The following is a 22010-nucleotide window of genomic DNA, read 5'->3' on the forward strand; positions in this document are numbered from 1 at the left end:
CCCCCTGTCCTGTGCCGATTGTCACACAGGGCTGCAGCCATCGCTGCAACAGCCTGTTTCCGGCCACATCGGCACCACGAACTGTTGCAGCCGTGCACACAGCGTTGCGCGGGGGCTATGGGTATGATCGAACGGTCTTTTTCCCGGAGCCCCCCGCCGATGCGCCACTGCCTGGCCCTGCTGCCGATGCTGCTTGCCGTGGCCCCCGCCTGGGCAGGCAACGAGGCCTACCGCATCGATCCGGTGCACACCCGTGTGCTGTTTGCGATCGACCATGCCGGCTACTCGCAGGCGCTGGGTACGATCTCCGGAAGCCAGGGCCAGTTGCAGTTCGATAGCGACAACTGGCGCGATGCGACACTGGACGTCGAGATTCCTGTGTCGCGATTGGACCTTGGTGATTCCAAGTGGAACCAGGCAACCCTGGCGCGCAGCCTGCTCGATGGCGAACGCTTCCCCACCGCCCGCTTCGTCTCCCGCCATGTCGAACCGATCGATGCCCGCCATGCGCGCGTACTGGGCACCCTGACCCTGCGCGGGGTCAGCCAGGAAGTCGCGCTGGAGGTGACATTGAACCAGGTCAAACGCTATCCGCTGCCGCCGTTCCGGCGTACTGCAGGGTTCTCCGCCACCACCACGCTGAGCCGGCGTGCCTTCGGCATCACCGCATGGCCGGGCGTGATCGGTGATGCGGTGCAGGTGCGTATCGAGGCTGAAGCCACGCTCGACCGCAGCGATTCTCCGGGAACTCCCCCGCCCCAACCCCACTCCGACAGCCAGACGGCCACCAAGGACCCTTCATGACCGCCAAGAACACCCCTGCCGCCTGGGGGAGTGTCAGCCAGACCCTGCACTGGCTGATCGCACTGCTGATTCTCGCTCTGGGCATCGTCGGCCTGACCATGGGCGAGCTGCCGAAGACGCCCAAGTATTTCTGGGTCTATACCGCGCACAAGTCGATCGGCATCACCGTACTGGCACTGGTGGTGCTGCGCCTGGGCTGGCGCCTGTATGCCGGTGCCCCCAAGCCGGTACCCGGCGTGCCGGGCTGGCAGGAGCGCATCGCCAGCGCCACCCATGTGCTGCTGTATGTGCTGATGTTCGCCATCCCGTTGTCGGGCTGGCTGTACGACTCGGCCAGCGGCCTGCGTCCGTTCCGCTGGTTCGGTCTGGTCGATGTGCCCAAGCTGAGCGGACCGGATCCGCAGATCGTGGCGGTATCCCATGCCCTGCACGAATACGGCTTCTGGCTGTTGATCGCGGTGGTGCTGGCCCATGCCGGTGCCGCCTTCTACCACCACCTGTTCCAGCGCGATGCCACCCTGTCCCGGATGTTGCCGCGTGGCTGGCTCGCCTCTCCCCAGAAGGACTGACCGATGAACCTGAAACTGACCACTCCGGCCGCCGTGGCCGCCGCCCTTGCCGGCATGCTGGCCACCGCACCGGTGCTCGCCGCCGATTACGCCCAGGCGCCGGGTGCCGGTTCGTTCCTGGCCTTTGCCACCAAATACGACGGTGAAGTGTTCACCGGCAGCTTCCCGGGCTTTGCCACCAAGCTCAGCTTCGACCCGGCCAATCCGTCCGCAGGTTCGCTGGACGTGGTGATTCCGCTGGCCGGCGCCAAGAGCGGCAACAGCGACCGCGACTCCACCCTGCAGGGCGCGGATTTCTTCAACGTCGGCAAGTTCGCTACCGCACGCTACACCGCCAAGGGCTTCCGCGCGCTGGGCAACGACCAGTTCGCCGCCGACGGCACGCTGGAACTGCGCGGCGTGAGCAAGCCGGTCACCTTCACTTTCACCTGGAAGCCCGGCGCGCAGCCGGTGCTGACCGGCAAGGCCACGGTCAAGCGCCTGGACTTCGGTGTCGGTGGCGGCGACTGGGCGGATACCAAGACCATCCCGGACGAAACCGCGATCAGCACGATCGTGAAGTTCGACGCGAAATAAGACGCCTTCGTCCTGGTAGCGCCGGGCCATGCCCGGCGGCTTCCACCGCTGGCCGCGCTTCGCGCTCGCCAGGCATGGCCCGGCGCTACCTGCCTGCCAACAGCCAGGCCTGCACCGTGGCCGCATCGAACGGCCAGTCCAGCTCCCGCCCACCGCGCTCATCGCGCAGCACCGGCACCCGCGCCCCATAGCGCGCCTCCAGCGCCGGCTGGTCATCGAGGAACACCGATTCGAACTCGGGCGCCCGCGCCCTGGCCAGTTCGGCCAGGGCCATGTCACACAGATGGCAGTCGTCACGCTGGAACAGGGTCAACACCGGGGTTTGCTCCCTTGGCGGAAATGCTGCGCCGCAGTCATGGAAGTGCGGCGTGAACCGCTAGAATAGCGGTCTCTCCCGGTACCCGCAGTACGGCAACCATGGCTGTCAGCACGTTCGACGTTTTCAAGATCGGCATTGGCCCGAGCTCCTCGCACACCGTCGGGCCGATGAGGGCCGCCGAGCGCTTCATCCATCGGTGGCTGCTCGACCCGGGCAAGCTTGCGCAGGTCGCGCGCATCCGTGCCGACGTGTACGGCTCGCTGGCACTGACCGGTCGCGGCCACGGCACCGACAAGGCGATCCTGCTCGGCCTGGAAGGGCAGCGTCCGAACCTGATCGACCCGGACATCATTCCGTCCACGCTGGAGCGCATCCGCAGCAGCAAGCGGATCATGCTGATGGGCCAGCACGAGATCGCCTTCGACGAAAAGCGCGACCTCGGCCTGAACAAGCGGCAGAAGCTGCCCTACCACACCAACGGCATGCGCTTCACCGCGTACAACGCCGATGACGAAGTGCTGGCCACCCGCGATTATTACTCGGTCGGTGGTGGCTTCGTGGTCAACCAGGACGATGCGGCCGATGACCGTATCGTGCCTGACGAAACGCCGCTGCCCTACCCGTTCAAGAGCGGCGACGAGCTGCTGGCGCAGACCGCGCGCAGTGGCCTGAGCATCGCCCAGTTGATGTTCGAGAACGAGAAATGCTGGCGCAGCGAGGACGAGATCCGCGACAACCTGCGCGAGATCTGGAGCGCAATGCAGGCCTGCGTGGCACGCGGCATCCGCGAGGAAGGCGTGCTGCCGGGTGGCCTGAAAGTGGGCCGCCGCGCGCCGGCGCTGTACCGCGAGCTGTCGTCGAAGCCGGAAGCGGCGATGCGCGACCCGCTGACCACGCTGGACTGGGTCAACCTGTACGCACTGGCCGTGAACGAAGAGAACGCTGCCGGTGGCCGCGTGGTCACCGCACCCACCAACGGCGCGGCGGGTGTACTGCCGGCGGTGCTGCACTACTTCGACCGCTTCTGCCCGGGCGCGAACGAACAGCGGGTGTTCGACTTCCTGCTGACCTCGGCGGCGATCGGCATCCTGTACAAGGAAAACGCCTCGATCTCCGGTGCCGAAGTGGGCTGCCAGGGCGAGGTCGGCGTAGCCTGTTCGATGGCCGCCGGTGGCCTGGTCGCGGCGCTGGGTGGCAACCCGAGCCAGATCGAGAACGCGGCGGAAATCGGCATGGAGCACAACCTGGGCCTGACCTGCGATCCGATCGGTGGCCTGGTGCAGATCCCGTGCATCGAGCGCAACGCGATGGGTGCGGTGAAGGCGATCAACGCCTCGCGCATGGCCATGCGCGGCGACGGCAAGCACAAGGTGTCGCTGGACAAGGTCATCAAGACCATGCGCGATACCGGCCGCGACATGCAGGACAAGTACAAGGAAACCAGCCGCGGCGGGCTGGCGGTGAACGTCATCGAGTGCTGATGGTCTGCAGGGCCAGGCATGGCCTGGCTCTACTGCAGGACCGGGCATCGACCCGGCTCTGCAGTGCCGTTCTCGACCGGACAACACCGTCACCGTTTTCCGGTTAGGCTCGGGCATCCCCCTGCCCCGGAATGTCCCATGCGCGTGATCGCCACCGCCCTGCTTGCCTGCCTTCCGCTGTCCGCTCTCGCTGCGCCAACCTACGGGCCGCGGCTGGAGGGCTTCGACTACGGCTATCCAGTGAAGACCTTTGCACTGGAATCGCAGCGCCAGGCCTTGGAGATGGCCTATCTGGACGTTGCGCCGAAGAAGAAGCCGATCGGCGTGGTGGTGCTGCTGCATGGCAAGAACTTCTGCGCGGCAACCTGGAAGGAGACGATCAAGCCGCTGGTGGCGGCAGGCTACCGGGTGATCGCGCCGGACCAGGTGGGTTTCTGCAAATCCAGCAAGCCCGAGCGCTACCAGTATTCGTTCGGGCAGCTGGCCGACAATACCCATGCGCTGCTGCAGCAGCTGCAGCTGGGTGATGTACCGGTGCACGTGGTCGGCCATTCGATGGGCGGCATGCTGGCCATCCGTTATGCGCTGATGTATCCGCAGGACATGCGCAGTCTTTCGCTGGTCAATCCGATCGGGCTGGAAGACTGGAAGGCGCTGGGCGTGCCCTGGCGCAGCGTGGACGCGTGGTATGCCGGCGAAATGAACATCAGCTATGACAGCATCCGCCGCTACCAGCTGGATGTGTACTACGACGGCAAGTGGAAGCCGGCGTACGAACCGTGGGCGCGCATGCAGTCGGGCATGTACGAAGGCGCGGGCAAGCAGCAGGTGGCCTGGAGCCAGGCACTGACCTCGGACATGGTGTTCAACCAACCCGTCGTCTACGAACTGAAGAACCTGCAGGTGCCGACCACCTTGTTCATCGGCCAGAAGGACCGCACGGCGATCGGCCGTGACCAGGCATCGCCCGAACTGAAGGCGACGCTGGGCAACTACCCGGCACTGGGCAAAGCGGCAGCGGCGGCGATACCCGGCTCGACCCTGGTCGAGTTCGCGGCACTGGGCCATTCGCCGCAGGTGCAGGACCCGAAGCAGTTCAATGCCGCATTGTTGAAGGCACTCAAAGCGCGTTGAAGTTCCATAACCGCCGGGCATGGCCCGGCGCTACGAGGATCGGCGTGGGTAGCGCCGGGTCACGCCCTGCGAGCGCAGTAGCGGCTGGGCTCACCCCACGATCCGCAGCACGTCATCCAGCAGCGCCGCTGCGGTCACTTCCGCACCCGCGCCCGGCCCCTGGATCAACAGCGGCTGCGCGCGGTAGCGATCGCTGTGGATGGCCACGCGGTTGTCGGTGCCCGCGCCCTGCGCCAGCGGATGGTCGGCAGCCAGCTCACGCAGGCCCACCTGCGCACCCTCGCCATCGACGCGCCCGACAAAACGCAGCACCCGGCCGTTGTCGCGCGCCCGCTGCCAACTCGCCTGCAGCGGTGCATCCAGCTGCTCCAGCGCATTCACTGCATCTTCCAGCGGCAGCGCAGCCAGCGCATCCGGCACCAGTGAGTCGACCTGCACCTGCGACGCGTCCAGCGCCAATCCGCTGCTGCGGGCCAGGATCAACAGCTTGCGGCGCACATCCTCGCCGGAAAGATCCAGCCGCGGGTCCGGCTCGGTGTAGCCGGCCGCCAGCGCTTCACGCACCGCCGCCGAGAACGGCGACTGGCCGTCATAACGATTGAACAGCCACGCCAGCGAACCGGAAAGCACGCCCTCGATGGCATGGATGTGGTCGCCACCGGCAACCAGCGCGCGCAGGCTGCTGAGCAACGGCAGGCCGGCGCCGACGGTGGCGCTGTCGCCGTAACGCGCACCACTGTCGGCGCAACGATCGGCGATGGCCTGCGCGCGCGACAGCTGCGCACCGCGGCCAAGCTTGTTGGCGGTCACCACGTGCACACCGCGCGCCAACCACTGAACGTGGCGCGCCGCTACATCTTCGCTGGCGGTGGCATCGACCACCACGTCGCCACGCTCCAGCCCTTCAGCGCTGGCCCACGGCGGCGAACTCTGCCCATCACGCGGCGCACGCCGTGCCAGTTCCAGCGGCAACGCCAGATCGCGGTCGATCGCCAGCGCGGTGCGTGAATTGGCCAGCCACTGCACGCTGGGCAGTTCCAGCCCACGCGCCTGCAACGCCTGGTAGCGCTGCACGAAGGCCGAACCGACGGTGCCGGTTCCGAGCAGCGCCAGGCGGCCAGTACCCAGCAGCGGAATCTCGACAGGCAAAGCGCTCATGCGTCTGCCACCTGTTTGCCGCGCGCCACCGCATCGATCACCGCCTCGGCGCGCGCCAGAGCGCTGCCCAGATCGGCCAGCAGGTCGCGCTCGCCCTCGATACCGACCGACAGACGCAGCAGGCCTTCACTGATGCCCGCAGCCGCGCGTGCTTCGGCAGTCATTGCCGCGTGGGTCATGGTCGCCGGGTGTGCGATCAGGCTTTCCACGCCTCCCAGCGACTCGGCCAGCGTGAAGTAACGCAGGCCTTCGACAAACGCGCGAACAGCAGCATGCGGATCATCGCCGGCACAGCTGGCCAGTTCGAAGGACAGCATCGCGCCGAAACCACTCTGCTGACGCGCGGCAACGGCGTGGCCCGGATGATCGGCCAGGCCCGGGTAGTAGACCTTGGCCACCGCAGGATGCGCATCAAGCAGCGCCACGATCGCGGCGGTGTTTTCCTGGTGCGCGCGCAGGCGTGCATCCAGCGTACGCAGGCCGCGCAGGGTCAGGAACGCATCGAACGGCGAGCCGGTAAGGCCCAGGGCATTGCCCCACCACACCAGCTGTTCATGCACGGCGGGATCGCGGGCAATCACCGCACCACCGACCACGTCGCTGTGGCCGTTGATGTACTTGGTAGTGGAGTGCAGCACCAGATCCGCGCCGAACGACAGCGGTTGCTGCAATGCCGGTGACAGGAACGTGTTGTCGACCACCACCAGCGCACCGGCTTTGTGCGCCGCGTCGATCACGAAGCGCAGGTCGGTGATGCGCAGCAGCGGGTTTGACGGGGTTTCCACCAGCACCAGCTTCGGCTGCGTGGCCAGGGCCTGGGCCAGCGCGCGCGGGTCGGTCAGGTCGGCAGTGACGAGTTCGAAATGGCCTTTCTTCGCCAGCGCGTTGAACAGGCGCCAGCTGCCGCCGTACGCATCGTGTGGCACCACCAGGGTGTCGCCGGGCTGCAGCAGTGCGTTCAGCACCAGGTTGATCGCGCCCATGCCGGTGGCGGTGACCACGCCGCCGGCGCCGCCTTCCAGTTCGGCCAGCGCCTCACCAAGCAGGTCGCGCGTGGGATTGCCACTGCGGGTGTAGTCGTACTGGCGCTTGTTGCCGAAGCCTTCAAAGCTGAAGTTCGACGACAGCACGATCGGCGGCGTGACCGCGCCATGGGCGGTGTCGCGATCGATGCCGGCGCGGACGGCGGCGGTGGTGCGACAACAGGACGGTTCAGCGGCGTGCAGGCTCATGCGGACTCTCCAGAAGTGCGGAAGGCGGTGGCGAGGATCGCGTCGATGCGATCGGTTTCTTTCAGGAAGGCGTCGTGACCGTAGGGCGAGCGCAACACGCGCAGGCTGCCGCGTGGGCCCAGTCCCTCGACCAGGCCGACCAGGTCGGCAAGCGGAACCAGGCGGTCGCCTTCAACGGCAACCACCACGGTCGGCGGCAGGATCGCGCTCGGGTCCACGCGGTGCAGGTCGATCGACTCGGACAGGCGCAGGTAGGCATTGACCGGCGTGCGCGCGACGTACTGCGCACCAGCCGCGTCGAGATAGTCTTCGGCCGCGACACGGACGCGGCCATTGACCACCTCCGGTGCTGCATCGAAGCGTTCGCCGAATTCTTCCGGTGTGCGGTAGCTGAGCATGGCGAACTGGCGGGCCAGCGCCAGGCCGTGGTCTTCGCCACACTGCAGCTGGCCCAGCGCCACGGCACGGCGCTGCAGCGCACGCCACGCGGCGGCATACGGGTGCGGGCGGTGCGCACCGCTGGCCAGCACCAGCTGGCGTACCCGGGCACGGTGGCGGATCGCGAACTGCTGGCCGACCAGCGCGCCGTAGGAATAGCCGACGAATGCCTTCAATGCGCGGATGCCGAGGTGATCCAGCAGCAGCGCCAACGCATCGGCCTGGTCGGCGGTATCGATCGGCACATCCAACGCACCGTCGGCGCCGATGAAATCGAACGCGAGCACACGCAGCTGCTGCGGATCCAGTGCGCGGCCACTGCCGACCAGGCCTTCGGCCCAGCCCTTCTCGCTGAACTGCGCATTGGAGGCTACATGGCGGTGCGCGGAAATGCCGCCGGCCAGCACCACCACCGGTGCGTTGACCGGACCGACCCACTCATAGCGCAGGCGCACCGGGCAGGGGCCGGCATGACGCATCGACAGCACGGCGGCGAACTCGCCGCGCTCGGCGTGCACGCGGTCATCGACCGGCACGCTGACGGGGACAAAGGGTTCGGGGCGAAGCACGGTGCTGGTGGCGAAGCTCATGGCGGGTTCCGGTAGGGAAATCGGCCATCGAGCCTTCGCGGGGCTCGCGTTCGAAGTGCACGTTGGGTGCAGGTTCGAACCATCTTTCGGTGGACGCCACGGTCCCCGCAGGATTTGGCACCTACGCAGGCGCTTTCGCGTCTGCGGGCTGCCCCGGCTTCAAAGGGCCTGTCCCTCTGCCGGTCTCGATGGTGGAGCCACGATGCCAGTCCTTTCCGGGCATGTCAATCCCTTCATGCGGATAAAGAGATGGATGAATGCGAAGCCCCCACCCTTCCCCCGTCCCGACAGCTTGCGTAGAGTCCCGGCGGTCCATGTCGCTGGAGCCTTCTATGCGCCGCCTGCCCCTGCCCTGCCTCCTGCTGCCCCTGTTGGCGAGCGCCCCCGCGAACGCTGCCGACTGGCGCCAGGGCTGGGGACTGGTGCCACAGACGCCGGCCGCGCGCACGGCCGGCGCCACGCCGCACGCGGCGCCGATGGCCCGCCTGCGCCTGCAGTCGCTGGGCGACCAGTGGCAGGCGCGGATCGACAATCCACTGTCCGGCCCGGTGCAGATCGAGCTGCGCGCCGCCCCCGGCACACAGGTGGAGGGCCTGCCGCTGCAGTCACTGGTGCAGGCCACCGGCAGCCTGGTGGTGGGCCATCTTCCCTCTCCTGCCAACGGCAAGGCACTGGATCTTCGTCTGCAGTCGGTGCCGGGCAATCCGGCCGCGCGCGCCGAAGACGTCGCCTATCGCCTGCCGTTCCAGGCTGCCCAGCTGCGCGTGGATCAGGCCCCGCAGGGCCGGTTCAGCCACGATGACGAGGAGAACCGCGACGCCATCGACTTTGCTCTGCCCGAAGCAACGCAGGTCCTGGCCGCCCGCGAGGGTACGGTGATGCAGGTACAGGACGGTTTCCGCGGCAATGGCCTGGACCGTGAACGCGATGCTGGACGCGCCAACTTCGTTCGTATCCTGCACAGCGACGGCAGCATGGCGATGTACGCCCACCTGCAGGCCGGCGGCATGCGCGTGCGTCCCGGCCAGGCCGTGCAGGCCGGGCAGCCGATCGGCCTGTCCGGCAACAGTGGCTACAGCACCGCACCGCACCTGCACTTCGTGGTGCAGCTCAACCGGGGCATGGGGCTGCGTTCGGTGCCGGTGCGCATCCTCGCCCCGCAGGGCGAATTGCACTTCGCCCGTGAGGGCAGCGGGGACGCCAGCGCCGGGCGCTGACCCGCCGACGCCGGCAGGCCGGTATAATCGGGCGCTTATCTCTTTGAAAAGCGCCCCGTGCGGGCGCCACTGCCATGTCCGAAGTCGCCACCGAAGCGTCGCGTCGCCGCACGTTCGCCATCATTTCCCACCCTGACGCCGGCAAGACCACGCTGACCGAAAAGCTGCTGCTGTTCGGAGGCGCGATCCAGATGGCCGGCTCGGTGAAGGGCCGCAAGGCTGCCCGCCACGCCACCTCGGACTGGATGGCGCTGGAAAAGGAGCGCGGCATCTCCGTCACCTCCTCGGTGATGCAGTTCCCGTACGAAGGCAAGATCATCAACCTGCTCGACACCCCGGGCCACGCCGACTTCGGCGAGGACACCTACCGCGTGCTGACCGCGGTGGACTCGGCGCTGATGGTGATCGACGTGGCCAAGGGCGTGGAAGAGCGCACCATCAAGCTGATGGAAGTGTGCCGCCTGCGCGACACGCCGATCATGACCTTCATCAACAAGCTCGATCGCGAGGGCAAGGAGCCGATCGACCTGCTGGACGAGGTTGAAAGCGTGCTCGGCATCCAGTGCGCACCGGTCACCTGGCCGATCGGCATGGGCCAGCGCCTGAAGGGCGTGGTCCACCTGATCACCGGCGAAGTGCATCTGTACGAGCAGGGCCGCAACTTCACCCGTCAGGATTCGACCATCTTCCCCTCGATCGATTCGCCCGGGCTGGCCGAGAAGATCGGCGAGCGGATGCTGGCCGACCTGCGCGACGAACTGGAACTGGTGCAGGGTGCCAGCCACCCGTTCGACCTGCAGGCCTACCGGGCCGGCAAGCAGACCCCGGTGTTCTTCGGTTCGGGCGTGAACAACTTCGGCGTGCAGCCGCTGCTGGACTTCTTCGTCGAACACGCACCGTCGCCGCAGGCGCGCTCCACCACCGGTCGCGAAGTCGCCCCGCAGGAGCCGAAGCTGACCGGCTTCGTGTTCAAGATCCAGGCCAACATGGATCCGCAGCACCGTGACCGCGTGGCGTTCATGCGCGTCTGCTCGGGCCGGTTCACTGCCGGCATGAAGACCCTGCACGTGCGCACCGGCAAGGACATGAAGCTGGCCAATGCGCTGACCTTCATGGCCAGCGACCGTGAAATCGCCGCCGAGGCGTGGCCGGGCGATGTCATCGGCATCCACAACCACGGCACGATTTCCATCGGCGACACCTTCACCGAAGGCGAGGCGATCACCTTCACCGGCATCCCCAACTTCGCCCCGGAACTGTTCCGTCGCGCCCGCCTGCGCGATCCGCTCAAGCTCAAGCAGCTGCAGAAGGGCCTGGCACAGCTGTCCGAGGAGGGCGCGACCCAGTTCTTCCGTCCGCTGACCAGCAACGACCTGATCCTGGGTGCGGTGGGCGTGCTGCAGTTCGATGTAGCTGCCTACCGCCTGAAGGACGAATACGGCGTGGAAGCCACCTTCGAGCAGGTCAGCGTGACCACGGCGCGCTGGGTCCACTGCAGCAACGAGAAGAAGCTGGAGGAGTTCCGCGAGAAGAACGCGCTGAACCTGGCCCTCGACGCGGCCGGCCACCTGGTCTACCTGGCGCCGACCCGGGTCAACCTGCAGCTGGCGCAGGAACGTGCGCCGGACGTGCGTTTCTCGGCAACCCGTGAAGCCGCGCATACGGTCACCGGCAACTGATTCCAGCGACCATACGGTGGCGGGGGTGCACGCGCCCGCCATCGCGGCGATGATAGGGGGGTGCAGGTCCCCCTCCCTGCAGACGATGCCCATGCCATGTCCACGACTTCCGTTGATTCGATCCGCGAAGAAATTGCCAGCGCCCTGACCCACGGGCTGGGTGCGGTGCTTGCCCTGGCCGCCAGCGCGGTGTTGATCACCCTGGCCGCGATCTACGGCGATGGCTGGCAGCTGGCCAGTGCGATCGTGTTCGGCATCGCCCTGCTGCTGCTGTACACCGCCTCCACGCTGTACCACGCCATCCAGCACCCGCAGGCCAAGGGCCGCCTGAAGGTGTTCGACCATTGCGCGATCTATGTGCTGATCGCCGGTACCTATACCCCGTTCACCCTGATCGGCCTGCGCGGCCCCTGGGGCTGGGGCATGTTCACCGCGATCTGGGCGCTGGCGCTCGGCGGCGTGGTGTTCAAGCTGTTCTACACCGGCCGCTTCAAGCTGCTGTCCACGGTGATCTACATCGCCATGGGCTGGCTGGTGGTGGTGGCGATCAAGCCGATGTGGGCCTCGATCGATGGTGGCACCCTGGCTTGGCTGTTCGGCGGCGGCCTGTCCTATACGCTGGGCACGTACTTCTACCACCGCGAATCCATCCCCTATTCGCACGCGATCTGGCATCTGTTCGTGATCGGTGGCAGCGTCTGCCACTTCGTCGCCGTGACCCGACAGGTGCTGTGATCCCGTATTGAGGGTAACGCCAGGCCCCTGGCCGGCGAGCAGGCACCGGCTCTGCACACGATGCACATGATCGCTTCGCGCCCCGTCCACCCCGACGGGGCAACCATGGCGGTGTGAATGCTGCCTCTGCTCCTGCTGATTCCAAGGCGTCGCGCTGGCGTCTGCGTCGCCCCGGCCCACGCGGGCAGCGCTGGCTGGCTGTGCTGGTGTTCCTGCTAGCGGCACTGCTGGTCCTCATCGCCCTTTGGGATTGGAACTGGTTCAAGGGCCCGGTCGAACGTGCGGTACAGGCGCGCACCGGCCGCGCCCTGCACATCGGCAACCTGGATGTCGACCTCGGCCGCACCAGCACCGTGCGCGCCGATACCCTCACCTTTGCCAATGCGCCCTGGGCGAAGCAGCCCACCATGGTCAGCGCCGACCGGGTCGAGATCGACGTACGGGTGTGGCCGCTGCTGCGTGGCAGCGTGCAATTACCCGAAGTGCGCCTGACCCGCCCGGACGTACTGCTGGAAACCGCCCCGCGCAAAGGTGACCCCGGCAACTGGAACTTCCTCGGCGACAGCAAGGGCGGCACCACGCCGCAGCTCAAGCGCCTGCACATCGACGATGGTCGCCTGCAGTTCCTGGACGCACTCGGCCGCACCGACATCCTGGTGAACGTGCGCAGCGGGCAACCGAAACAGGCCGACGCCGCACCACCGTTGCTGGTGGCCGGCAAGGGCCGCTGGCAGGGCAATCCCTTTACCCTGAGCGGTGGGACCGAATCGCCGCTGGAACTGACTGACAGCGCACACCCCTTCCGCATCCATCTGGATGGCCGCGCCGGAGCCACCCATGCCGTTGCCAGCGGCACCTTGACCAACCCGTTCCAGCTGCAGGTGTTCGACCTGCAGTTCGCGCTGAGCGGTCAAGACCTGGCCGACCTGTATCCATTGCTGGGCATCGCCATTCCGCCTTCCCCGCCCTACGCACTGGATGGCCGCCTGAAGCGCGATCACCAGGTGTGGCGCTACGAGCGCTTCACCGGCAAAGTCGGCGACAGTGACCTGGGCGGCGATGTGCAGTTCGATGTCTCCAGGGAACGCCCACGGATGACCGCGAACCTGGTGTCGCGCCGCCTCGATTTCGATGACCTTGCCGGCTTCGTCGGTGCGCCCCCGAAGACCGGTGGCGGCGAGACCGCCAATGCAGAACAGCGGGCCGAGGCTGCGCGCGTGGCCGCCAGCGCCAAAGTGCTGCCGGCCACGCCGTACAACCTGGGCAAGCTGCGCGCGATGGATGCCGACGTGCGCTGGAAGGCCCAGCGCATCAATGCACCCAAGCTGCCGCTGGACGACATGGATGCACACCTGCTGCTGGACGATGGTGTACTGCGGCTGGACCCGCTGAACTTCGGCGTTGCCGGCGGCGACATCCGCAGCACGATCCGCATGGACGCACGTCGCCCGCAGATTGCAACCTCGTTGAAGGCCAGCGTGCGCGGCGTGCAGCTGGGCCAGTTGTTCCCCGACGCCAAGCTGGCCGAACAGGCCAAGGGGGGTATCAGCGGCGCCATTGACCTGACCGGCAACGGCAACTCGATCGCAGCGATGCTCGGCAGCAGCAGCGGCAACGTGGCGCTGGGCATGGGCCGCGGCCACGTCGGCAACCTGCTGATGGAAGTGGCGGGACTGGACATCACCGAGTCGTTGAAATTCCTGTTCACCGGCGACAAACAGATTCCGCTGCGATGCGCCTTCGCCGACTTCGGCGTGCGCGAGGGCCTGATGCATACCCGGTCGATGGCAGTGGACACCACCGATACGATCATCCTCGGCGAGGGCGATGTCAGCCTGCGCGATGAAACGCTGGACCTGCTGCTGAAGCCACGACCGAAGGACAGGAGCATCCTGGTGCTGCGCTCGCCGCTGCGCATCGGCGGCACCTTCAAGGACCCGTCGTTCCGCCCGGACTTCAAGGCGCTGGGTATCCGGGGTGCGGTCGCGTTGACGCTGGGCAGCATCGCGCCGCCGGCGGCACTGCTGGCCACCATCGAACTGGGGCCGGGCAAGGATGCCGACTGCGGTGGGCACTACGCGAAGTAGAGCGGGCGTTCGGCGCCCTACTGCAAATGGGACGAGGGTGACGGGTGGCCCAGGCAGGACACGCCGTGAACCCCTCTCCGCGGTCCGGCCCAGCCGCTGGCGGCTGTGCGTTCGGGCGCTTGCGAAGCAGTGCTTCGCAAGCAAAGCGCCCTCACCCATGGGGGCTCGATGGCGCCATCCATGGCGCCAACGGTCCTGCTTGGGCCACCCGTCACCCTCCCGACAGTTTCCTGCGCGCGCGAAACGAGAGCAGGAATTCAAGATCAAAAGAAGAAAGCAGAATCAAAAGCAGTGCCAACCAAGGTTGGCATCTACCAACGGCAGACAGTCAGGGTGAAGGCCGCCGCGCTCGCAGGAACGTGTCCTGAGGCGGAGGGCATGGCCGTGCAGGACCGTTGGCGCCATGGATGGCGCCATCGAGCCCCCATGGACGGGTTTACGGCGTGTCCTGCACGGCCATGCCCTCCGCCTCCCCGGCATGCCAGGCAGGCGCTGCCCTGGCTTTGGCTTTGGCAGTTGCTTGAAAAAGCGGGCCGGCGGGCCGCAGGCCCGCCAGCGACAGAACTCACCCCGCCACGATGTACTGCTGCAGCTGATCCAGCTCGCGCCGCTGCGCATCGATCACCGACTTCACCAGGTCACCGATGGAAATCACCCCCAGTACCTGCCCGCCCTCGACCACCGGCAGATGGCGGATGCGGTAATCGGTCACCAGCTGCAGGCAGTGTTCCACCTGCTCACCGGGACTCACCGTCACTACTTTCGCGGTCATGATTTCCGACACTGCGGTGTCACGCGACGAACGATCGTGGAGCACGATCTTGCGTGCGTAATCACGCTCGGAGAGGATCCCGACCAGCCGCGGGCCATCCATCACCAGCACCGCGCCGATGCCCTTCTGCGCCATCAACCGGATCGCATCGATCACCGCCGCGCCTGGCGCGACCGCATGCACTTCAGGGGACTTGCCGTCCAACAGTTGCCGTACCGACGTCATCTGCCTGCCCTCCCAGGGTGGGTTGCAGCTCCGAGTCTGCCACGGAAGGGGCCAACCATGCGTCAACCAGGTACAACGGCCGTTGCTTGGACTCCTCGTACAGGCGTCCCAGGTACTCGCCGATAAGCCCCAGCGCGATCAACTGCACGCCACCGAGGAACAGGATCACCGCCATCATGGTCGGCCACCCGGCCACCCGGTCGCCGTACAACGCCGCCTTCGCAATCACCCAGATGGCAAACACGAAGGCCACGCCTGCGGTGGCCAGCCCCATGTAGGTGGCCGCCCGCAGCGGGACCGTCGAGAAGCCGGTGATCCCTTCCAGTGCGAAGTTCCACAGCCGCCACAGGCTGAACTTGCTGCTGCCGGCCAAACGGGCATGCCGGTGATACGGCACCGCCACGCGGCGGAAACCGACCCAGCTGAAGAGCCCCTTCATGAACCGGTGCCGTTCGCGCATCTCGCGCAATGCGCTCAGCGCGCGCGGCGACAACAAGCGGAAATCGCCGGTATCGGCCGGAATGGGCGTGCGCGAGAGGCGACCAATCACCCGGTAGAACACCGATGCGGCAGCACGCTTGCTCCAGCTCTCACCGTCACGTACCAGGCGCGTGCCGTAGACGTTGTCGTAGCCCTGCCGCCAACGTTCGACAAAGTCCGGCACCAGTTCCGGCGGGTCCTGGCCATCAGCGTCGAGGATCATCGCCGCGCCTTCGCGCACATGGTCCAGGCCGGCGGTCAGCGCCGCCTCCTTGCCGAAGTTGCGCGACAGCTTCAGCGCCGATACCCGCGGGTCGGCCTGGGCCAGCGAGGCGATCAACGACCAGGTCGTGTCACTGCTGCCGTCATCCACGTACAGGATGTGACCATCGATTCCGGCCAGGCCGTCCAGTACCGCGCACAATCGCGGATGCAGCTGGGGCAGCACCAGCTCTTCGTTGTGTGCGGCGATGACGAAGGTAAGACGCTCACGAGTCATCGCCGGATTGTACGTCGTTGACGGGGATGCAGCCCGTCAGTCCAGCGTTCGAAATACCCGCTTCCCGCATCGGAAGGCACCACGGACATCTGGGGTCGTGGCCCCTCAGTCCTCCGCCAGGTACCCCGCTCCACCCAGCTGCCGTGCCTGCCGCTGGATCCACGCCGCACGACGCTGCACGTAGGGGCCTGGCTTGGCCGCGTTGTAGCGGCGCGGCGCCGGCAGCACTGCCGCCAGACGCGCGCTCTCGGCAGGGCTCAGCCGCGCGGCGTCCTTGCCCCAGAATGTCTGCGCCGCTGCCTGGGCGCCATACACACCGTCGCCGAACTCGGCGATGTTGGCGTACATCTCCAGGATCCGCTGCTTCGGCCAGAAGGCTTCGATCAGCACCGTGTACCAGACCTCCAGGCCCTTGCGGATCCAGCTGCGGCCCTGCCACAGGAACAGGTTCTTGGCCACCTGCTGGCTGATCGTGCTGGCCCCGCGCAGGCGCCCGCCCCGCGCGTTGTGGTCGCGCGCCTTTTCAATGGCCTGCAGGTCGAACCCGCTGTGGTCGGGGAAGCGCTGGTCTTCTGCGGCCACCAGCGAAATCGGCAGGCTCGGCGCCATCTGGTCAAGGTCCCGCCACTGGTAGTGCAGCCGGTAGGACCAGTCGCCTTCACCCAGTGCCTCACCGAAACGCCAGACCATCACCGTGGACAGCGGCGGATCGATGAAACGCAGCACCAGGACCTGCAGGCAGCTGAAGGCCACGAACAGCACCGGCAGCCACAGCAGCCGCTTCCAGCGCCAGCGCCTGCGCGGTGCCGCGTCGGCGGCGGCCACTACCTTGTCCTGCTCTCCCCCTGCCCCCATTACTGGTGCATCCTTCTTATGCCTGGTTGTCGGCGCATTATCCGGCAACCATCCCCGTTTCCGCGCGATGTGAGCCGATGACCGCCCAATCCGATTCCCTTATCCGTTTCCTGCTCCCCGACGCCGGTGTCCGTGGCGTCCACGTGCGCCTGCAGGCCACCTGGCAGGACATCCAGTCCCACGGCGAGTATCCGGACAGCGCCACCGAACTGCTCGGCGAAGCCTGCGTGGCATCGGCCCTGTTCACCGGCCACACCAAGGTGGACGGCCGCCTGTCGATCCAGCTGCGCAGCAATACCGCTCTGCGTACCCTGTTCGCCGAATGCACCGCCGCCGGCACCCTGCGCGGCATCGTCCAGATTGCCGAGGGCGGTGACGCCCCCCGTGACCTGACCGACCTGGGCCGGGACGCCCTGCTGGCCATCACCATCGAGAATCCCGGCCTGGACCCGCGCGAACCGCAGCGCTACCAGAGCCTGGTCGCACTGACCGCGCCGGAACTGGATGAAGCATTCGAAGACTACTTCCGCCAGTCCGAGCAGCTGCCGACGCGACTGCTGCTGGCCGCCGGCCGCGACGGCACTGCCGGCCTGCTGCTGCAGAAGCTGCCGGGCGACGAAGGCGACGACGATGGCTGGTCCCGCGCCAGCGCGCTGTTCGACACCCTGGGCAAGGCGGAGCTGCTGGCCACTCCGGCCGAGGAACTCCTGCACCGGTTGTTCCACGAGGAGAAGGCGGAGCTGGTGGGTGACAAGGCCCTGTCCTTCGCCTGCTCCTGCTCGCGTGAACGGGTCGCCTCGATGCTGTTCTCGCTGGGCGAGGAAGAGGCCCGTGCGGCTGCCGAAGACACCGGCGCCGTAGACGTACGTTGCGAATTCTGCGGACAGGAGTATCACTTTCCGTTGACGGAGTTCGGCATACTGTTCCACGGTGCCCAGGGGGCTGTACCGGCACCTGAACGACTTCAGTAATACCCAATGAGTCTTGTATCTGGGGAGGAACAAGGCTTGTTAAGAATTCATAAACACCCTAGGATCGAGTTCCCGCCCCAGCGGGAACTTTCACTGCCCGTCCCTGTCTGAACTGGTCCGATGCGTACCTTCCTGCGTCTACCGCTGGCCCTTCTGATCGCCCTTGGCGCGATCACGGGCGTGCACGCGCAGAGCAAGGACACCCGCACCGTCATTCCGGTCTGGAACAAGGGCAGTGGCAAGGTCGAGGCCCTGCTGTACCTGGAACCGACCGGCGAGCAGGCCGTGGGCGCACGCTGGCATTTCGGCCGCAATTCGCTCGATGCTGCGTTCGGCCTGTCTTCGGGCGACTCGCTCGGCCTGCTGTGCAACAGCAGCAGCGGCTCCAGCATCAGCGGACTGGCCAGCCATTGCATGCTGGCCAGCCTGGGCGACGACGATGATGCCATCGGCTCCAACCGGCGCCTGACCGGTACCGCCGCGCTCAACCGTGGCACCGGCCGCCTGGGAATCACTGCCGGCACTGGCCGCGAGACCCTGCCCGCCTGGCTGGCCACGCCCAGCAAGACCCCGTCGCTGCGCGCCGAACAGAATGACCTGACCGTGTTCGCGCAGAAGAACATCGGTCGCGAAGGCTTTGTCTCCATCGCCGGCACCTATGCCAAGGCACGCCTGGTACCCCTGGCTGACGCCTCACCGGCCATCGTTGACCGCTGGGACAGCAAGAGCCTGAGCCTGGGCGCCGGCTACGGCAATTTCAGCGGCAGCATCATCGGCCGCGTGGTTGACGTTCCCGGCAAGCCCGGCAAGTGGGAAGGCCTGGGCATCGGCCTGACCTGGCGCACCCCGTGGTCCGGCCAGCTCACCGTCGGCGCGGAAAACGTCATCAGCCGCGGCAAGAACCCGTTCTCCCCGCGCAACGAAAGCAACGATGACGGCACCGTGCCGTACGTGCGCTACGAGCAGGATCTGTAGTCGCTCATCGACCGCGAACAAGCTGTGTTGAACATCGGGCGCCCAGGGGCGCCCGAATTGTTTCTGGACACATCTGTCAAGTGCGAAAAGCACCTATCCGTTACAAACGGATACATCACGACATGCATCAACTGAAACTTTTTTGTGCGTCGAGGGCAGGCAGGCGCGGTTGCGTCCCTTCCCACATCCAGATAACTCATTGAAATAAAAGAAATCAAAGCGCATTCATGTGTAACCACAGCGTGAATTAACGCAGCTTTAATTTTTGGCTGGGGGCCGTTACTATCGATTCAGCCTCGCGATTTTGGAGCCTTCTTTTTTGGCACCGCCGCGCAGGCACTACCCCAGCCAAGATTTCTTGGAGAGAGAGAGCCAATGAATTTCCAGTCCAACAAGCTGCGTGACGCTGTCGTCGTCGCGCTGATCGCCGGTGCGGCGACGTCCGTAACGGCCCAGGCGCAGGAAGCGACCAACCTGGATCGCATCTCGGTGACCGGTTCGCGCATCAAGAGCACCGACATCGAAACCTCGCAGCCGGTCCTGAGCCTGACCCGCGCCGACATCGAAAAGCAGGGTGTGACCTCGGTCGCCGACATCCTGCAGCGCATCTCGGCCAACGGCGCTGCGCTGAACCGCACCTTCAACAACGGCGGTGATGGTTCGGCCGGCGTCAGCCTGCGCAACCTGGGTGCCGAACGCACGCTGGTGCTGGTCAATGGCCGTCGCTGGACCACCGGCCTGGACGGCAGCGTCGATCTGAACACCATCCCGACCGCGATGATCGAGCGCATCGACGTCCTGAAGGACGGCGCTTCGACCATCTATGGTTCGGACGCCATCGCCGGCGTGGTGAACATCATCACCAAGCAGAACTTCGACGGCGCCGAAGCGAACGTCTACAAGGGCCAGTACAGCCAGGGCGACGGCGAGCGTGAAGCCTATGACTTCAGCATCGGCACCACCACCGACCGCGCATCGCTGGTGCTGGGCGCGTCCTACGTGAAGGAAGGCAGCGTCATGGCCGGCGATCGCAAGATCTCCGCCGGTGGCCCGCCGTTCTTCGGCGGCCAGAGCGCTACCGGTATCCCGGGCTCCTACATCCGCAATGATGAGCAGTACGTCATCATCAATGGTCAGGAAACCGTCTTCGATTCTGACATCCACGGCTACAACACCTCGCCGGACAACTACCTGCTGACCCCGCAGGAACGTACCTCGCTGTTTGCGACCGGTTCGTACAATGTCACCGACAACGTCACCTTCCGTACCGAGGCGATGTACAACGAGCGCAAGTCCGAGCAGCTGCTCGCGGCGATGCCGGTGACCGGCCAGCGCCTGAGCGCCAACAGCATCTACAACCCGTACGGCGTTGACCTGACCAGCGTTGCGCGTCGCTTCAATGAAACCGGCGGCCGTTCGTTCAACCAGAACGTCAAGAACTGGCACTTCTACGGTGGCTTCGAAGGCTTCTTCGAATTTGCTGACCGCAACTTCGACTGGGACGTCGGCTACCGTTACGACAAGACCGATCAGAACGACCTGACCTATGGCCTGTTCAACCGGTCGCGTCTGGCCGAAGCCTATGGTCCGTCGGCAATTCGTGATGGCCAGGCTGTCTGCCTCAACGCTGCTGGCGCGGTCATCTCTGGCTGCGTGCCGATCAACCCGCTGGGTGGCCTGGGCTCGATCTCGCAGGAAGCCCTGGACTACGCCTCGTTCACGGCGCATGACTCGGCAAGCCTGGTTTCGCGTGGCTACTACGCCAACCTTTCCGGTGAAATCGTGCAGCTGCCGGCTGGCGCACTGGCCTTCGCCGCAGGTTACGAATACCGCAAGGAAAGCGGCCAGTTCGATCCGGACGCCTTCATCGCTGCAGGCCTGAGCACCGGCAACGGCGCTGCTCCGACCAAGGGCTCCTACGACCTGGACGAATTCTTCGTCGAATTGTCGATCCCGGTGCTGGCTGACCTGCCGGGCGCCAAGCTGCTCGACTTCAGCGTGGCTTCGCGCTACTCGAAGTACAGCAACTTCGGCAACACCACCAACAACAAGTTTGGTTTCCGCTGGAAGCCGATCGACGACCTGATGATCCGCGGTAACTACTCCGAGGGCTTCCGCGCGCCGAGCATCAACAACCTGTACCGCGGCGACACCGACTCCTTCGAAACCTACGCCGATCCGTGCTCTTCCGGCAATGGTCGTCGTACCGGTGCAGTTGCTGCCCAGTGCGCCGCTGAAGGCGTGCCGGCGGGCTTCCTGCAGCCGGGTGCCGGCAGCGGCGCCAACAAGCAGACTCCGGTCGCCTTCACCTGGAAGTCGAATCCGGATCTGAAGCCGGAAACCTCGACCAGCAAGACCCTGGGCGTGGTGTGGAGCCCGAGCTTCGTCAGCGGCCTGAACGTGACCCTGGACTGGTGGCAGATCGAGATTGAAGACGCGATCACCCGCCCGGCCATTCAGGACATCATGGATCGCTGCTACGGTGGTTCGCCGCAGGAACAGGCAGCCTACTGCGGCCTGATCACCCGCGACCCGAACTACGGCACCCCGACCCAGCGCTACACCATCACCAACGTCGACATGCCGCTGCAGAACCTGTCGTCGTACAAGGTGGAAGGCTGGGATCTGGGCGTCCTGTACAAGCTGCCGGAAACCTCGTTCGGCCAGTTCACCATCAGCTGGGACAGCACCTACCTGTCCAAGTGGAACACCAAGTCCACCGACGATGCTCCGCTGGATGGCCGCGCAGGTCGTTACCTCGATCAGGATCCGTACTGGCGCATCCGTTCCAACCTGTACGTCGACTGGTCCTACGGCGATTTCGGCGTGAACTACGGTCTGCGCTACAAGTCGGGCATGACCGAAGAATGCCCGTTCGATCCGGTGCGTGACGCCGACCTGGTGGGCTACTGCTCCGACGGCCAGAACGGCAAGAACCACATGGCCTCGACCACTTACCACGACATCCAGGTGCGCTACAACACCCCGTGGAAGGGCACGATCATGCTGGGTCTGAACAACGCATGGGACAAGCAGCCGCCGGTCTCGTACTCGACCTCGTACAACATGTTCGACCCGCAGTACGACCTGCCGGGCCGCTACATGTACATGCAGTACAAGCAGAAGTTCTGATCGCTCCACTGATCAGCTGATGCAGCAACGGCCCCGCAAGGGGCCGTTGTTTTTTGTACGTTCGCTGCTGGCATCAACACCA

19 protein-coding genes and 1 riboswitch are annotated in these 22010 nt (G+C 66.0%); of the genes, 12 read left to right on the plus strand and 7 right to left on the minus strand.

Features of this window, described 5'->3' with window-relative positions; all coding sequences use genetic code 11:
* Nucleotides 1-159: 159 nt before the first annotated feature.
* From ABIA73_RS12880 to ABIA73_RS12890, 3 genes are read left to right on the plus strand one after another with little or no spacing between them, the layout of a single operon-like run.
* On the plus strand, nucleotides 160-804 hold the full coding sequence (locus ABIA73_RS12880; protein ID WP_301864926.1) for a YceI family protein: 645 nt from the start codon (nucleotides 160-162) through the stop codon (nucleotides 802-804).
* Nucleotides 801-1373, plus strand: coding sequence for a cytochrome b (locus ABIA73_RS12885; RefSeq protein ID WP_025877835.1), 573 nt, complete (start codon nucleotides 801-803; stop codon nucleotides 1371-1373). Before ABIA73_RS12880 ends, ABIA73_RS12885 begins: the two co-directional genes overlap by 4 nt.
* Before the next feature lie 3 nt (nucleotides 1374-1376).
* Complete coding sequence (locus ABIA73_RS12890) at nucleotides 1377-1949, plus strand: YceI family protein (protein ID WP_025877832.1); 573 nt, start codon at nucleotides 1377-1379, stop codon at nucleotides 1947-1949.
* 85 nt (nucleotides 1950-2034) lie between these two features.
* Here ABIA73_RS12890 and ABIA73_RS12895 read toward each other — a convergent pair whose 3' ends face one another.
* A complete protein-coding gene (locus ABIA73_RS12895) occupies nucleotides 2035-2265 on the minus strand; it encodes a glutaredoxin family protein (protein ID WP_025877830.1) in 231 nt (76 codons plus the stop codon).
* A gap of 101 nt (nucleotides 2266-2366) precedes the next feature.
* Here ABIA73_RS12895 and ABIA73_RS12900 point away from each other — a divergent pair, with 101 nt between their 5' ends.
* Entirely contained in the window at nucleotides 2367-3749 is a 1383-nt protein-coding gene (locus ABIA73_RS12900) for an L-serine ammonia-lyase (protein ID WP_025877828.1), read from the plus strand.
* 138 nt (nucleotides 3750-3887) lie between these two features.
* Nucleotides 3888-4883 carry an alpha/beta fold hydrolase gene (locus tag ABIA73_RS12905; protein ID WP_025877826.1) on the plus strand — a complete coding sequence of 332 codons (996 nt, stop codon included), beginning with the start codon at nucleotides 3888-3890 and terminating at the stop codon, nucleotides 4881-4883.
* Between the two features lie 90 nt (nucleotides 4884-4973).
* On the opposite strand, the gene ABIA73_RS12910 is transcribed toward ABIA73_RS12905, so the two are convergent.
* The 3 genes from ABIA73_RS12910 to metX are packed head-to-tail and all read right to left on the minus strand — an operon-like array spanning nucleotide 4974 to nucleotide 8301.
* Nucleotides 4974-6041: a homoserine dehydrogenase family protein gene (locus ABIA73_RS12910; protein ID WP_354275884.1), complete on the minus strand. Its 1068-nt coding sequence runs from the start codon at nucleotides 6039-6041 to the stop codon at nucleotides 4974-4976.
* Entirely contained in the window at nucleotides 6038-7273 is a 1236-nt protein-coding gene (locus ABIA73_RS12915) for an O-succinylhomoserine (thiol)-lyase (protein ID WP_354275885.1), read from the minus strand. The genes ABIA73_RS12910 and ABIA73_RS12915 overlap by 4 nt, the downstream gene beginning before the upstream one ends.
* On the minus strand, nucleotides 7270-8301 hold the full coding sequence (metX, locus tag ABIA73_RS12920) for a homoserine O-succinyltransferase MetX (RefSeq protein ID WP_025877822.1): 1032 nt from the start codon (nucleotides 8299-8301) through the stop codon (nucleotides 7270-7272). Before metX ends, ABIA73_RS12915 begins: the two co-directional genes overlap by 4 nt.
* Before the next feature lie 76 nt (nucleotides 8302-8377).
* A riboswitch (SAM riboswitch) is annotated at nucleotides 8378-8496 on the minus strand.
* 137 nt (nucleotides 8497-8633) lie between these two features.
* On the opposite strand from metX, the gene ABIA73_RS12925 reads away from it, so the two are divergent.
* The 4 genes from ABIA73_RS12925 (at nucleotide 8634) to ABIA73_RS12940 (ending at nucleotide 14019) form a co-directional block, all read left to right on the plus strand.
* Complete coding sequence (locus tag ABIA73_RS12925; RefSeq protein WP_032976586.1) at nucleotides 8634-9518, plus strand: M23 family metallopeptidase; 885 nt, start codon at nucleotides 8634-8636, stop codon at nucleotides 9516-9518.
* 74 nt (nucleotides 9519-9592) lie between these two features.
* On the plus strand, nucleotides 9593-11197 hold the full coding sequence (locus ABIA73_RS12930) for a peptide chain release factor 3 (protein WP_089236493.1): 1605 nt from the start codon (nucleotides 9593-9595) through the stop codon (nucleotides 11195-11197).
* Between the two features lie 96 nt (nucleotides 11198-11293).
* Nucleotides 11294-11932 carry a PAQR family membrane homeostasis protein TrhA gene (trhA, locus tag ABIA73_RS12935; RefSeq protein WP_025877819.1) on the plus strand — a complete coding sequence of 213 codons (639 nt, stop codon included), beginning with the start codon at nucleotides 11294-11296 and terminating at the stop codon, nucleotides 11930-11932.
* Between the two features lie 113 nt (nucleotides 11933-12045).
* Nucleotides 12046-14019 carry an AsmA family protein gene (locus ABIA73_RS12940; RefSeq protein ID WP_025877818.1) on the plus strand — a complete coding sequence of 658 codons (1974 nt, stop codon included), beginning with the start codon at nucleotides 12046-12048 and terminating at the stop codon, nucleotides 14017-14019.
* A gap of 565 nt (nucleotides 14020-14584) precedes the next feature.
* Here the strand turns inward: ABIA73_RS12940 and ABIA73_RS12945 are convergent.
* The 3 genes from ABIA73_RS12945 to mtgA form a co-directional block, all read right to left on the minus strand.
* A complete protein-coding gene (locus ABIA73_RS12945) occupies nucleotides 14585-15016 on the minus strand; it encodes a CBS domain-containing protein (protein ID WP_025877817.1) in 432 nt (143 codons plus the stop codon).
* Nucleotides 14976-15995 carry a glycosyltransferase family 2 protein gene (locus tag ABIA73_RS12950; protein ID WP_354275886.1) on the minus strand — a complete coding sequence of 340 codons (1020 nt, stop codon included), beginning with the start codon at nucleotides 15993-15995 and terminating at the stop codon, nucleotides 14976-14978. Before ABIA73_RS12950 ends, ABIA73_RS12945 begins: the two co-directional genes overlap by 41 nt.
* Before the next feature lie 105 nt (nucleotides 15996-16100).
* Nucleotides 16101-16850, minus strand: coding sequence for a monofunctional biosynthetic peptidoglycan transglycosylase (mtgA, locus tag ABIA73_RS12955; RefSeq protein WP_025877813.1), 750 nt, complete (start codon nucleotides 16848-16850; stop codon nucleotides 16101-16103).
* A gap of 77 nt (nucleotides 16851-16927) precedes the next feature.
* Here mtgA and hslO point away from each other — a divergent pair, with 77 nt between their 5' ends.
* From hslO to ABIA73_RS12970, 3 genes are all read left to right on the plus strand, one after another.
* Nucleotides 16928-17821, plus strand: a complete 894-nt coding sequence (gene hslO / locus ABIA73_RS12960) for an Hsp33 family molecular chaperone HslO (RefSeq protein ID WP_309911569.1) — start codon at nucleotides 16928-16930, stop codon at nucleotides 17819-17821.
* Between the two features lie 120 nt (nucleotides 17822-17941).
* The gene (locus tag ABIA73_RS12965; RefSeq protein ID WP_032952038.1) at nucleotides 17942-18796 is read left to right on the plus strand and encodes an XOO1806 family protein; all 855 of its coding nucleotides are present in this window, start codon (nucleotides 17942-17944) and stop codon (nucleotides 18794-18796) included.
* Between the two features lie 375 nt (nucleotides 18797-19171).
* Nucleotides 19172-21928: a TonB-dependent receptor plug domain-containing protein gene (locus tag ABIA73_RS12970; RefSeq protein ID WP_080148256.1), complete on the plus strand. Its 2757-nt coding sequence runs from the start codon at nucleotides 19172-19174 to the stop codon at nucleotides 21926-21928.
* Nucleotides 21929-22010 lie beyond the last annotated feature (82 nt).

The sequence above is a fragment of the Stenotrophomonas sp. 2694 genome (genome assembly GCF_040548715.1).
GTDB classification, from domain to species: domain Bacteria; phylum Pseudomonadota; class Gammaproteobacteria; order Xanthomonadales; family Xanthomonadaceae; genus Stenotrophomonas; species Stenotrophomonas indicatrix.

Coding starts and splice junctions, on each gene's coding strand:
- ABIA73_RS12880 (WP_301864926.1), top strand. CDS start 160: ATGCGCCACTGCCTGGCCCTGCTGCCGATGCTGCTTGCCGTGGCCCCC.
- ABIA73_RS12885 (WP_025877835.1), top strand. CDS start 801: ATGACCGCCAAGAACACCCCTGCCGCCTGGGGGAGTGTCAGCCAGACC.
- ABIA73_RS12890 (WP_025877832.1), top strand. CDS start 1,377: ATGAACCTGAAACTGACCACTCCGGCCGCCGTGGCCGCCGCCCTTGCC.
- ABIA73_RS12900 (WP_025877828.1), top strand. CDS start 2,367: ATGGCTGTCAGCACGTTCGACGTTTTCAAGATCGGCATTGGCCCGAGC.
- ABIA73_RS12905 (WP_025877826.1), top strand. CDS start 3,888: ATGCGCGTGATCGCCACCGCCCTGCTTGCCTGCCTTCCGCTGTCCGCT.
- ABIA73_RS12910 (WP_354275884.1), bottom strand. CDS start 6,041: ATGAGCGCTTTGCCTGTCGAGATTCCGCTGCTGGGTACTGGCCGCCTG.
- ABIA73_RS12915 (WP_354275885.1), bottom strand. CDS start 7,273: ATGAGCCTGCACGCCGCTGAACCGTCCTGTTGTCGCACCACCGCCGCC.
- metX (WP_025877822.1), bottom strand. CDS start 8,301: ATGAGCTTCGCCACCAGCACCGTGCTTCGCCCCGAACCCTTTGTCCCC.
- ABIA73_RS12925 (WP_032976586.1), top strand. CDS start 8,634: ATGCGCCGCCTGCCCCTGCCCTGCCTCCTGCTGCCCCTGTTGGCGAGC.
- ABIA73_RS12930 (WP_089236493.1), top strand. CDS start 9,593: ATGTCCGAAGTCGCCACCGAAGCGTCGCGTCGCCGCACGTTCGCCATC.
- trhA (WP_025877819.1), top strand. CDS start 11,294: ATGTCCACGACTTCCGTTGATTCGATCCGCGAAGAAATTGCCAGCGCC.
- ABIA73_RS12945 (WP_025877817.1), bottom strand. CDS start 15,016: ATGACGTCGGTACGGCAACTGTTGGACGGCAAGTCCCCTGAAGTGCAT.
- ABIA73_RS12950 (WP_354275886.1), bottom strand. CDS start 15,995: ATGACTCGTGAGCGTCTTACCTTCGTCATCGCCGCACACAACGAAGAG.
- mtgA (WP_025877813.1), bottom strand. CDS start 16,850: ATGGGGGCAGGGGGAGAGCAGGACAAGGTAGTGGCCGCCGCCGACGCG.
- hslO (WP_309911569.1), top strand. CDS start 16,928: ATGACCGCCCAATCCGATTCCCTTATCCGTTTCCTGCTCCCCGACGCC.
- ABIA73_RS12965 (WP_032952038.1), top strand. CDS start 17,942: ATGCGTACCTTCCTGCGTCTACCGCTGGCCCTTCTGATCGCCCTTGGC.
- ABIA73_RS12970 (WP_080148256.1), top strand. CDS start 19,172: ATGAATTTCCAGTCCAACAAGCTGCGTGACGCTGTCGTCGTCGCGCTG.